The sequence below is a fragment of the Nocardia sp. CS682 genome (genome assembly GCF_004634405.1).
Lineage (GTDB): Bacteria > Actinomycetota > Actinomycetes > Mycobacteriales > Mycobacteriaceae > Nocardia > Nocardia ninae.
Genome location: NZ_CP029710.1, coordinates 1,822,106 through 1,834,542, shown reverse-complemented (window position 1 = coordinate 1,834,542; position 12,437 = coordinate 1,822,106). Strand labels below are relative to the sequence as shown.

At 67.3% G+C, this 12,437-nt stretch carries 10 protein-coding genes; 4 read left to right on the top strand and 6 right to left on the bottom strand.

Annotation, left to right across the window (positions count from 1 at the left end):
* Positions 1–7 precede the first annotated feature (7 nt).
* From DMB37_RS07975 to DMB37_RS07950, 6 genes are all read right to left on the bottom strand, one after another.
* Complete coding sequence (locus DMB37_RS07975) at positions 8–1,399, bottom strand: aldehyde dehydrogenase family protein (protein WP_135232154.1); 1,392 nt, start codon at positions 1,397–1,399, stop codon at positions 8–10.
* Positions 1,389–2,561 (bottom strand): phosphonopyruvate decarboxylase, encoded by a 1,173-nt coding sequence (gene aepY / locus DMB37_RS07970; protein WP_135232153.1) that lies wholly within the window; start codon positions 2,559–2,561, stop codon positions 1,389–1,391. The genes DMB37_RS07975 and aepY overlap by 11 nt, the downstream gene beginning before the upstream one ends.
* Positions 2,558–3,430 (bottom strand): isocitrate lyase/phosphoenolpyruvate mutase family protein, encoded by an 873-nt coding sequence (locus tag DMB37_RS07965; RefSeq protein WP_240772293.1) that lies wholly within the window; start codon positions 3,428–3,430, stop codon positions 2,558–2,560. The genes aepY and DMB37_RS07965 overlap by 4 nt, the downstream gene beginning before the upstream one ends.
* Positions 3,431–3,498: 68 nt before the next feature.
* On the bottom strand, positions 3,499–4,509 hold the full coding sequence (locus DMB37_RS07960; protein WP_135232152.1) for a C-terminal binding protein: 1,011 nt from the start codon (positions 4,507–4,509) through the stop codon (positions 3,499–3,501).
* An 18-nt stretch (positions 4,510–4,527) separates the two neighbouring features.
* Positions 4,528–5,838, bottom strand: coding sequence for a histidine kinase (locus DMB37_RS07955; protein ID WP_135232151.1), 1,311 nt, complete (start codon positions 5,836–5,838; stop codon positions 4,528–4,530).
* Positions 5,828–7,027: a phosphonoacetaldehyde reductase gene (locus DMB37_RS07950; RefSeq protein ID WP_135232150.1), complete on the bottom strand. Its 1,200-nt coding sequence runs from the start codon at positions 7,025–7,027 to the stop codon at positions 5,828–5,830. The genes DMB37_RS07955 and DMB37_RS07950 overlap by 11 nt, the downstream gene beginning before the upstream one ends.
* A gap of 242 nt (positions 7,028–7,269) precedes the next feature.
* Between DMB37_RS07950 and DMB37_RS07945 the strand changes: the two genes are divergently transcribed.
* Genes DMB37_RS07945 through DMB37_RS07930 form a run of 4 tightly spaced genes read left to right on the top strand, consistent with a single transcriptional unit; the run spans position 7,270 to position 11,804 of the window.
* The gene (locus DMB37_RS07945; RefSeq protein ID WP_135232149.1) at positions 7,270–8,094 is read left to right on the top strand and encodes a class I SAM-dependent methyltransferase; all 825 of its coding nucleotides are present in this window, start codon (positions 7,270–7,272) and stop codon (positions 8,092–8,094) included.
* 55 nt (positions 8,095–8,149) lie between these two features.
* Complete coding sequence (locus DMB37_RS07940) at positions 8,150–9,355, top strand: M20 family metallopeptidase (protein ID WP_135232148.1); 1,206 nt, start codon at positions 8,150–8,152, stop codon at positions 9,353–9,355.
* Positions 9,352–10,728, top strand: a complete 1,377-nt coding sequence (locus DMB37_RS07935) for a condensation domain-containing protein (RefSeq protein WP_135232147.1) — start codon at positions 9,352–9,354, stop codon at positions 10,726–10,728. Before DMB37_RS07940 ends, DMB37_RS07935 begins: the two co-directional genes overlap by 4 nt.
* The gene (locus DMB37_RS07930; RefSeq protein WP_135232146.1) at positions 10,728–11,804 is read left to right on the top strand and encodes an SDR family oxidoreductase; all 1,077 of its coding nucleotides are present in this window, start codon (positions 10,728–10,730) and stop codon (positions 11,802–11,804) included. The genes DMB37_RS07935 and DMB37_RS07930 overlap by 1 nt, the downstream gene beginning before the upstream one ends.
* Positions 11,805–12,437: the final 633 nt, after the last annotated feature.

The window sequence follows — 12,437 nt, the reverse complement described above, 5'->3', positions numbered from 1 at the left end:
CGAGGGGTTACAGCGGGTAGGGCAGCGTGACTGTCTTCACGGTGCTCATCTCCCGAATCGAGTAGGCCAGCCCTTCACGCCCGAGCCCGCTGGCCTTCACGCCGCCGAACGGAATGTGCGGCGAGTCGAAATGTGGTCCTGCATTGAGGTTTACGGCACCGACCCGCAGCGCCGCGGCGATCTCGGAGAACTCGGCCACATCCGAGGTGACCACCCCCGCCTGCAACCCGTACCGGGTCCCGTTGGCGACCTCGATCGCTGCTGCCGTGTCGGCCACCCTGATCACCGGTGCCACCGGACCGAACGTCTCCTCGACCACCAACTCGGCATCGGCGGGCACATGATCGAGGACAGCGGGAGTGATCAGCGAAGCACGCCGATCGCCGCCGTACAGCAGCTTGGCGTTCGCCGCGACCGCGTCCGCGATTCGGCGTTCCACGAGGATCGCGGCTTCCGCACTGATGAGGGGCCCGACATCGGTCGCCGGATCGAGAGGATCTCCGGCCCGTTTACGGCGGGCCGCCTCGACCAGCCCGGCAACCAGATCGTCGGCGATGGCGCCCACGGCGATCACCCGCTTGATCCCTCGGCAGGATTGCCCGGCCGTGGCGAACGCACCTTGGCCAGTCAATTCCACGGCCAGCCCGAGATCGGCATCGGGCAGGACGATCAAGGGATCATTGCCGCCCAGTTCCAGCAGCAGCTTCTTGCCCGCAGCAACTCCGGCTACTTCCCGTCCGGTGCGCACCGAGCCGGTGAAGGTCACCATGTCGATATCCGGATGACCGGCCAGCGCCGGACCGATCATGCCCGGCTCGCCGGTGGTGACGACGAGATGTCCGGGCGGCAAGCCCGCTTCCACCAGGATCTCAGCGAAGGCCAGCGCGGTGAGTGGCGTCTGCTCCGAGGGTTTCAGCACTACCGCACACCCGGCGGCCACCGCGGGCGCCACCTTCACGACCACCTGGTTGAGCGGCCGATTGAACGGCGTGATCGCCGCGACCACTCCGACCGGTTCGAAGATGGTGAGCGCCAATCGATCATGGCCGGGCACCGGAATGCTCTCGCCGCGCAACCGCTCGGCCTCGGTCGCCGCGACGACGAGATTGGTTGCGGCGCGCTCGGTTTCCTTGCGAGTCTCGGCAATGCAGACGCCGGATTCCTGGGAGATGAGTTCGGCCAGGGCTCCAGATCTTTCGCGGATGAGGCGTGCCGCCGCATTCAGGACCGCCGCCCGCCGATCCGGTCGCATCGGTCGCCAGGCGGCCCGTAGTTCCCGCACCGCCTCGTCCATTTGGGCAACGCTGTCGCGCGCGACCGAGCCGACGTCCTCGCCGGTCCAGGGGTTACGTACGGTGCTCTGGTCGGTAGCGGGTTGCAGTGCGCCGTTACGAAACATGATCGTGCCTTTCGGAGATCTCACCGGATGCTGTCACGAAAGCCCTGAACCGCCTTGCTACTTCAGCCGGACCGACCGCGGGCCTGCCGAGCGCTGCGATCGACCCGGGGCGAATCATCAAGTAGACGAACGTCGGTCCCGGCTCGACCTGGGCAACCTTGATGGCGTCGGTGAATTCGGCCAGGTCCGCGCAGTCGTACACGCGCGCATAGCCGCAGGCCCGCGCCAAGGCGGGAAAGTCGACCTGTGCCGCCAGACTCTGCTGCCCACCCGTCGAATCGTGAACCCCGTTGTCCAGCAACACATGAATCAGGTTCGGCCCGGCGTGCGCACCAACCGTTGCCAGCGTGCCCAGCCGCATGAGCGCCGCCCCGTCACCGTCGATCACCACCACCGGTCGGCGGGTGTGCCGCGCGACGCCGAGACCGACCGCACTGGCCGATCCCATCGCGCCGACCAGATAGAAGTGCTGCGGCCGGTCGGCGAGCGTGTAGAGCTCACGGCTGGTTTTACCGGTGGTGGACACCACGGCCGCCGAATCGGCAACGGACCCGACCAGGGACTCCAATGCCGCCATGCGAGTAGGGGCGTCGCGAGCCTTGGGGGAGCCGGTGACCGCCGACACCACCGGCGCAGCCAGCGGCGGCTCCGCGAGCTGCTGGTCAGCCAGCACACCGTTTCGCAGTACGAACGCGAAAGGCTGTTGCGCGCGGGCCATTTCGGCCCAGCCGGTATCCAGGCACGCAGCGAGCTCGGCGGCGTCGGACGGCAGCACCGCATGCCCGACCCGCATCAGCTCCAACAGCCCCGGCGTTATCGCCCCCATCAGCTCGTGTTGCGGCTCGTCCGGACACCCCGGTTCCCCGCGCCAACTGATGAGCAACGGAACCGGAATGCGGCTGGGATGGGTCAGCGACGTGAGCGGGTTGACCATATTGCCGAGCCCCGAGTTCTGCGCCATCACACACGCTGTCGCACCCGCCAGCCAACAGCCCGCGGCGATCGCGACCGCCTCACCCTCCTGCGTCACGGGCAGATACCCCGCAGCCACCCCGGACGCCACCCTGTTGATGACCGGCGTCAAATAAGAGCACGGCACACCGGCGACATCGACCACGCCGCGGGCGATGAGCCCATCGAGCAGCTCGTCGGCGTCGATCACGAATCCACCCACTTCTTGGCAAGTTCGAGGTAGTGCTCCTCATCGGTTTCCAGGTCCTGATAACCCATGAGGGCGAACACTTCTCCCAGCGCGGCGATGGTCGGCTCCACGGCCGCCGCGCCGTCGAGCCGCAGCGACCGGCAGACCTGCCGCATCGCGACCACCGTGGCCCGCATCGCCTGATTCGCCCAAATCACCGCCGCGATACCGAGTTCGGCGTACTTCTCCTGTGGTGTCTCGTGATAGGTGGTCGGCGCGATTACCAGCGGCAGCCGATTACCCCATTCCACGGTGAACTCGGCGATCTCATCGATGGTTCGCTGCCGCGAGTGAATGAAGATGGCGTCGGCCCCGGCTTCGCGATACGCCTCGGCCCGCCGGAGCGCCTCGGCCAATCCGGCACCGGCGATCAACGCCTCGGTGCGGGCCACCAGCACGAACTGGGCGTCGACCTTGTCCCGGCAGGCCGCGATCTTGGTGCACATCTCGCCGATCGGCGCCAGCGGGTGGCTGTCGCCGAAGTAGGAGTTCATCTTCGGAAAGACCTTGTCCTCCATGCAGATTCCCGCCGCGCCGATCTGCTCGGCCCGCGCGGCCACCCGTCGCGCGGTGTTGAAATTGCCGTAGCCGGTGTCGGCGTCGACGAGCACCGGGATGGCACCGGACTCGACCACCCTGGCGGCCAGGGCCAGCAGTTCGCCCCAGGACACCTCGTCGCTGTCCCGAGCGCCGAGGACGGTGGACATGCACAGTCCGGACGCCCATATCCCGGCGAACCCGGCCTCGGCGGCGATGCGGGCGCTGAGGCCGTCGTGCGCTCCCATCAGGAAGGCCGGCGCAGGGTCGGCGAGCAGCCTGCGCAACCGCACTCCGGCGGCACCCCCGGCCGACGATGGGTGAAGGGGGAGGTTCTCTCTCACGGGTACTGCCTCTCGGATCAGGTCACTCTGCCTTCGGCGGGCGGCGGCCCGCCGGCCAGAACGGTGGCGACTCCCTCGGCGACCCGGCGCCGGCAACTGCGCTCGGACTCCATCGAGAGAAACGCGCGGTGCGCGGAAACGACCACGTCGTCGCGGGTCAGCAGCTTGCGCGCGGTCGGATCGTCGTTGGGATCCTCGGGGGTGAACACGTCCGAGGCGAAACCGCCGAGCCGACCGGCCTCGAGCGTGTCGAGCACGGCGGCCGGGTCGACCAGCCGTCCTCTGGCGGTGTTGACGAGCAGCGCGCCCGGCCGGACCGCGGCCAGTGCGGCGGCATCGATGAGCCGGTCGGTCTCGCCGGTCAGCGCCGCGTGGATCACCACTGCGTCTGCGCTGCTGAACAATTCGGCCAAGTCGGTGGCGGCGGTGACGCCGTAGCCGGCCATCAGGTCGGCCGAGACGTACGGGTCGTAGGCGATGACTTTCTGGTAGAACGCCTGGAGTTTTCGCGCGGTCGCCCGGCCGATGCGGCCGAACCCGATGATGCCCGCGGTACACATCGACACCCGGCGGGGCACCCCGCCCGCGTGGATGTTCCACTGGCTGTTCTTGACGAGGCGATCCTGGGTGCAGACCTTGCGTTCCAGCGCGAGCAGCAGGGCGAGGGTGTGGGTGCTGACCTCGTCGACGCAATAGTCGGGCACGTTGAACGACACGATGCCGGTGTCGGCGAGCAGCGGGGCGTTGAGGTTGTCGATGCCGACCCCGCTGCGAGCGATCACCCGGCAGGTCGGCCTGACCGCTTCCAGCAGCTCCGGGGTCACCTGGCAGCGATAGATCACCAGGGCGTCGGCACCGCGCACATGGTCGTGAAAAGCGTTTCCCTGCAACTGATATCGCCCGTCGAACAGTCCGAGTCGCAGATCGATCTCACTGCCGAAGGCCGCGCGTTCGATATCGGCCCTGGCGAGATCCGGCTGTCCCAGGTCGTTCAGCGCCCAGGCGGGATCGGTGTAGACGACGCGCAAACTTCTCTCCCGTGCTGCTCAAGAGTCGTAGCCCCAGCCGCGATTGTCGCGGCGGCCACGCCGCAAGGTGGACACCGCGGCGTAGGTATTGGTCAGTTCGTACAGATCGAGGTAGCCGAGATGCCGTCCGGAACCGAGCTTGAGCACCGCGCCGTCGCCGGACCAGTGATGCGTCACGAACGGCGCGACCCACGCCGACGCGTCGGCGCTCAGCTCCGCGTGTTCCTCGTGCCCGTCGGCGTTGGTCCAGTGCAGGGTCGGTGAACCGGCGGTCACCAGGTAATGGGACTCGGCCGGTTCGCACAGGTCGCCACCGTGACCGGACACGAGCATGAAGAGTCCGGTGAGATCGGGCAGGTGCGGGGCGGAGGCCGTCGAGGTGACCTGGTAGCCCTTGAAAGCCCTTGTCTCCCTGCGACATTCTTCGATGTCCTTGAAGGTTTTGCCCACAGCGTCGTGTCTGGTGGCGGGCCGGATCAGGAGCCGGTAATCGAAGCCGAGCGTCGTCCCCAGCGCACGCAGCAGCTCGATACCGCCCTCGTCGAGCGCCGCGACGAGATCTGCTTCACCTGCGCCGAGCAGGGCCGCGGCCGATTCGAGGGTGTGCCCGCGGCGATCCAGCAGCAGGGTGGCGACCTGTTGCGGGTCCGGGCCTTCTTCGAGCCGACCGAACATCGCTTGCGCGGCGGGGTCCGACCAGTCGTTGACGTCTTCCATCAACCCGGCGAGCGAGGACTGACCGGTGTAGGACACGATCCGGGCCGGGGCGGCCCCGGCCAGTGAGTAGGTGTGCGGGCAGTACGACGGCTCGACGTAGGAGTCGCCGACGATCCAATTATCCGCTCCGGCATTGGATCTGATCACCTGCCAGGTCGCCTCGCTGAGCTCTTCACCCCAGCGTCCGTGGATATCGCCGGGACCGAGGTTGATGGTGATAGCCGGCTCCAGATGCCCATTGTTCAAAGCGGGCAAACGATCTGCGGGGCACAGGATGTCGAGGATGACCGGCGCGACCGCGCCCTGCGGTGCCGCCATTGTGTAGTAGTTGTAGAAGTGAATGCCGTCGCGCTGAATAGGGCGCCGGGTGTCGTGCAGGTCCTGCGCGGTGCGGACCAGCACGGTCAGGCCGGACCGTCCGCTTGCGGCGAACTGCTCCGGGGTGATCTGTAGCGCGCGGGCCACCGCGGTGGCGAGCTCGTCCGGCCACTCCTGGCTCGACATCATTTTCGCGAGCTGTTCGTGGTCCAGGCCGACGGCGTCCGCGGTCTGGCCGGTCGTCATCTTCCTGGTGTTCAGCCAGTGCATGACCTTGTAATTGTCAACGCGCATAGTCTCTCTCCGCGGTCCCGGCCAACAGATGAGTCAGGGCGGCCACATCCACGCGGCGAGGGTTGTTGCCCGCGCGGTCGTAAGCGAGTGCTTCGGTGGCGATTCGAGGTGCGTCGTGGCGGATGTCCGGGGGCGCGGGCAGTGCGGGTGAGCGCGCGAGCTGCTCGATCTTCCCGGCCAACGACTCGACGGTGCTTTCGCCCGCCGCCCGCACTACCCGGATGATGGCGTCGCGCACCTGCTGGGCCCCGCGCGGGTCGGTGCAGTCGTCGCCGACGAGGGCGTTGTATCGCAGCACCGATGCGAGCGTGAGTCCGCACGCGTGGCCGTGACTGAGTCCGTGGCGCAGCGTCAGCGGATACGACATCGCGTGGCACACAGTGGTTCCCGCGATGGCGATGGCCCGCCCGGCGAGGTGACCGGCGAGCAGTGCCGCATGTCGTTCGGCCGAGCCCAGGCCGTGGTGTGGCCGGTCCAGTAACTCCGCCAGCAGGTTCCAGGCGGTGGCACCGAGCCATTCGGACTGCTCGTCGGCGCGGATCGACCACGCGCCCTCCAAGCCCTGCGCGAGGGTGTCCAACAGGCAACTGACGAAGTAGGACTCGGGCAGCCCGGCGATCAGATCCGGGTCGAGAATCGCCGTCACCGGTCGCAGGGCAGCACCGCGCAGGGAGAGCTTACGGCCCTGGTCCCGATGCCAAATCGTGGCGAAGGGTGTGGCTTCGGCACCGGTGCCCGGCGTGGTGGGCAGGGCGATGATCGGCGGAACGTCCTCGGCGTCTGCCTCTTCCGCGCAGGCGCGCACCACCACCTCGGGGGTGGGATCGGCGCTGATCGACAGCGCCGCAGCGGCTTTGCCCGCATCCATGACGCTACCGCCGCCGACCGCGAGTACCACGTCGGCGCGATGGGCGCGCACCGCACGAGCCAGCAGCGCGACGGACTCGGGCGTCGGCAGGCCCGAGTGTGTCACGACATGCAGTGGAAACGACCGCAGTGCTGCCAGCAGTGGCTCGGACCAGCTATGCCGGGCGAAACTGCCGCCAGTTATCACCAGCACCCGCGGGGCCCGCGCCGTACCTGCCGCAGCGGCAACGACTTCGGTGGCGACCTCGGCAGCGCGCATGCCGACGATCGTGCGAGGCGAGTTCAGCAGCAAGGTGCTGTCTCGAACATCGGCGGCATCCATCAACCACCTGCCTCCATCGGAAGAACACGAGCCGGCAACTACCGCAGGGCACCTCGGAACGGACGCCGGCAGCACGTCGGACACCGCCCGTGGACCGGCGGGTGCCCGCCACGGAACAAGCTGTCCCCTCGGTGTCCCCCCGGTGCTCGGACAGGGTTTTTTGCGTGAATACAAGGTACCGTAGGCCCGGTGAATATCGGCGAATATCACATTCGCCGCCCCACCGGTTCCCTGGGAGTCGCATGAACATCGACGGCGCCGAAGTGCGACAGACGCCCGACGGCTACCGCGCGCAGGTTTCCCGAAACCAATTGAGGTTCGCGACAATTGCGGAGTCCTATGCCGGCGGACAGGCGCGGCGCCTCGACGTCGAACTGCTCGCCGAGCTGATCCGCCCGCTGGAGTTCGAGCGCGCCCTCGACGTGGCCACCGGCACCGCGGCCGCCGCGGCGGTGGCCGCGAAAGTCGGTGTGCGCCCGAAGATCATCGGGGTCGACTCGTCGGCGGAGATGCTGGCGCAGGCGCGCGCCAACGGCGAGGTGGACTCGGTGCAGCTGGTGGTCGCGCTGGTCGAGGAACTGCCCTTCGCGGACGGCACTTTCGATCTCGTCATGTGCACGCGGGCGCTGCACCACGTGCGGCGCCCGGAGATCGTCGTCGCCGAAATGGCGCGCGTGGTCCGACCCGGCGGTCACGTCATCATCGCGGACAACGTCACCGGGCTCTCCGGCGCGGCACACGAACAGTTCGAGCAGATACAGCGCGTCCGCGACCCGGGGCACGCGACGACACAGACCGAGCAACAGCTCCTGGACCTGCTGCGGGACAACTCCCTGGACGTGGTCGAGGGGCACCGGACCACCAGTTTCCGGCCACTGGACGAGTGGCTGCACGACGGCGGCGCTGGCCCGGCGGAGTCGGCCGAGATACGGCGACAGTTGTTGCCGCTCGGGCACATCGACGACGACGGCACCTTCGGAACGAGCGTCGTCCTGCGGGAAGGCGAGGTCGCCGGACTACAGCAGGCGATGTCGTGGATCAAGGCGCAGCGAAGCGACGCGATCTAGCACGGGGACACCGACCTCGTCGTAGCATGAACAGACTTGACGCCTGGGGGTCCCCGTGGACATCACTTCGCTTGATGCCGGAATCAATGAGCCGGAACTCATCGAGTTCACGCAGCACCTCGTGCGCACGCACGCCTTGGCAGAGGTGGGCCGCGGTGAGCGCGCGGTAGCGGAATTCCTGCTCGCGAAGATCCGGGAATGGGACTGGGCGGTAGAGCTTTTCGACGCAGGCGGCCGACCCAACATCGTGGTGACGTTGACCGGCGGCGGCGGGCCGGGGCCGACACTGGCCTTCGAAGGTCATCTGGACGTGGTGACCGAAGGTGATCCCGACCAGTGGACCGTCGATCCGTTCGGCGGCGAGATCCGTGACGGGAAGCTCTACGGACGTGGCTCCGCCGACATGAAGTCGGGTGTCGCGGCAATGCTGTACGGGGCACGGGCATTACAGCTGTCCGGTCCGTTCCCCGGCCGGGTCCGGCTACTGCTGCTGGCCGACGAAGAGGGCATGATGACCGGGGCCAAGGCGGCGGTGGCTCAGGGCTTCGTCCAGGACGTCGACGGCGTGATCTGCTGTGAGCCCGAAGGCGACGAGGTGTGCCCGACGTCGAAGGGCGCGATCCGGCTCCGGGTGGACTTCACGGGCGTGATGAGCCACGGCGCGATGCCCTGGCAGGGCCGCAACACGTTACCCGCGATGGCCAGGGTGATGCTGGGCCTGGAAGAGCTGGAAGAGCGGCTGATCGAGGAAGTGGGCAGCCGGACCTCGCTCGGGTCGCCGTCCATCACGCCGACGGTGATTCGAGCAGGCACTGCGGATCAGATGAATACGATCCCCGGCACGAGCTCGCTGTTCCTGGACGTGCGCACCGTCGCCGGGGTGGACCACGAGACGCTGCTGAAGCGGATCGGCGAGTGCGTCGACACCGCGGCCCGCGAGCGCGGGATCGGATCCTCGGTCACCGTGATCGACGACCGGCCGTGGGTCGAAACCGGCTCGGACACACCACTTGTCACCGCGCTGGTCGACGCGCACGAGGTCGTCAACGGCGTCCGCCCCGTGCTCGGTGCGGTACCGGGGACCACCGACGGCACCATCCTGACCCACTACGGGAATGTCCCGAGCGTGGTGTACGGCCCCGGTGGAAAATGGATCGCGCACATGGTCGACGAGTACGTCGAGGTAAACGACCTGAAGCGGTACGCACTGACGTATGCGGTTGCGGCACATCGCTTCCTGCATGAAGGCTCGCGAACGTGAGCCTGCCTGGCGAGACCAGGTTGCCCTTGACGCCGGGGCAGCATCTGCTCGACTTCCTGGAATCGATCCGGCCCGGCGGCGCGGCGGAAGCGTTCAATATCTCCTTTCGGCTCACGATCGACGGGGCGCTCGACCGCAGCCGACTGTTCGACGCCATCGCCAGGAGCATCGAACGGCATGCGGCGTTGCGTACCGCCGTGGTCCGCGGTCGCGGCATGTCCGAACAGGTCATCGGTTCCGGCACCGAACCCGAAACCACCGTGCTGGCCGCGACATGGGACGAACCGGGCGTCGAAGAGGCGCTGGTCGAGCACAACAACGCACCGTTCGACCTCACCTGTCCACCGTTGGTCCGCGTGCTGCTGCTCGAGGACGAGCAGGCGCAGCGGCGGCTGCTCCAGGTGACGGTGCATCACAGCGCGGCCGACGCATGGTCGCTGGAGGTGCTGAAACGCGATGTCGGACAGTACTACCGCGCGTCGGGCGGACTGGCATCCGAGCCCGCGCCACTAGAGGTGGACTATGGGCAGATCGTCCTGGACGAGCTCGCCGCACTGGAGTCACCGGAGGCGGCGCAAGCCCGCGACTTCTGGCCGGAATACCTTGGCTCCCTCGATGTTCTGCAGATATCCGGCAAGGACGCGGGGGAGGGCGCACTGACCAGCCGGGGCGATCGTGGCTTGGCGCCCGCGGAAACCGCTGCGGTGCGCGGCTTGGCGGGCAAGTTGCGGGCGACTCCGTTCATGGTGATCGCCGCGGCTTACGGTTTCGTGCTCGGGCACCTCGGTGGCAGCGACGCCTACCTCATGCCGACCTTCAGCCACGGTCGCCGGGATCCGCGGTTCCATCAGTCGGTGGCCATGCTCTTCAATCCCTTCGTGATCAAGTTCCAGTGGTCGCCGGAGCTGTCGTTCGCGGAGCTGGTCACGTCGTTCAAGCAGAATTGCCTGCTGGCCTATCGGTTTCAGTGGTACCCCTTCATCGAGGTACTCGAGGTGTGTCCGGAGCTGTCCGTCTCACTGATCGACCCGAACAGTGGCCTGTTCCCGGTGCAGATGCTCAATGTGCCGAAGACTGCGGCGGGTGCGGAGCTGTTCGGGCCCGATTGTGCCGCAGCGGATTACGCCCTGCACCGGACGTCGGTGGGCAACGTGCTGCCGATCGACGGCCTGCTCACGATCAAGGGAACACAGGAGGCGCTGGCCATGACGTTCAATGCGGCCCGGCGATTGTGGGACGACGAACTCGCCTCGGCCATGTGCGCGACCGTCGCCGAGGTCTGCCTCGCGGCAGCGCGGCAGCCTGATGTCGCGCTGCGGCAACTGGTCGGCACCGTCGACCGTCGCTTCCACAGCGCCCTGTGGAGTGTCTGATGGCTCCGTCGAAAGTGGCCGTCGTGGACGGCGCGAACGGGTACGTGGCCAGCAACACGATCTGCGAACTGCTCAAACGCGGCGTCCGGGTGAAAGCCCTTGCCCGCGGGGCCCGGACCCGCGTCTTCGCGGCGCTCGAGTCGGCGTCCGTCATCGACGGGGACACCCCACCGGACGTCAGCGACCTCGAAACCTTCGACTGCGAGTTGACCCAGGAGAATCTGGGCATCGACGAGTTCGTCGCCGCCACGATCTTCTCCGAGCCCTGCGACTTCTGGCATTTCGCTGCGGCCGTTGACCTTTCGCCCAACCGGCCCGCGCTCCTGCAAGATGTGAACACCAAGGGCACGGAGCGGGCGCTGCGCCTGTTCACCGAGTACAGCCGCCCCGGCTCCCGCTTCTTCCTGATCAGCACCGCCTACGTCGGCGGCGTATCGGACACGCCCACCGAGGAGACCTGGCTGCCCATCACCGGCGACACCCGATTCCGGACGGTGTACGAGGCCACCAAATGCGCTGGGGAACTGGTCTTTCGGGATTTCATGCGGGAGCACGGCGTCGAGGGTGCCGTCTTCCGGCTCGGCCAGGTGGTCGGCTCCGCCAAGACCGCGCACACCACCTCGGATTTCGGCATCTACAACTTCATGTCGAACATGCGGCGGGTAGCCAGGCGCTTCCCGGGCGGCGACGCGGCCGTGCAGGTCGCCGAGGGTGCGACCCTCAACCTGGTCCCCATCGATACGTGCGTGGAGTGGCTGCTCGGCCTGGCCGAGGCCGACAACCTGCCGCAGATCGTCAACCTGACCGACCGGGTCGGTGTCTCGGCCGCGGAGACGGTCACCCTGGTCGGCGCGGGCCTCGGCATGACACTGCATGCGGTGCGGCCGGAGGAGTGGGAGCAGCGCAACCTCACCGCGCTCGACCGCGCGGTAGCTACCCGCATGGCATACACCGGTAAGTACTTGCTGGAACGCATCGAATTCGACCGTCGCAACCTGGAATCGGTGCTGAACGTCCCCGACGAGGTCTGCGATCTGGCACTCGTCGAACGACTGGTCACCTGGTACCTGAAGTAGTACCAGGCACTGTCCTTGCTGGTAGCGGCCGGTCCGGGGGCGTCGAGACCCGTCGTGCCGGGTTGCGTTTCGGAGTGATCTGGATCACAATTTGATGACAGTCGTGCCGATTCCACCTGAAAGCTTTCCATAAGCTTTGCGAAGTCTTTACTATTAGCTGGACCTTCGCGTCACCGGGTCACCGCTCTCGAGCGGTTGAGCTACGCCCACCTTCGATGCCAGTACATGTTCCACCGATGAACCGGGGCGGAAACCGCCCGGCGAAGGAGAAATATGTTCACCGACACCGATTTCGCACCACGGACACCCCGTGTGGGGAAGGGCAGTGCACCGATGGCGACCGCGATGTCGGACTCGCTAGGCCGTGCCGGGCATTGCCGCCATGGCCCCGGTGCGCGCGGCGACCGTGGACGGGATCACGGAAACCGAGGATGAGGTCCGCTGTGTTGCCGCAGCGCCGGTGCAACCCCAGGGACGGTCCCGTCGACGACTCTGTGCCCATGTGAGGCAGGCCATAACGCGGTGAGCGCGGAGTTTACGCGCAATTAGCCCCGTTCTCAGGCTTTGCTTAGTCTTTACTCATAGCCTTGCATCGGTTTACATCTCGACCCATTGGTGCGTCGAGACCTGCTT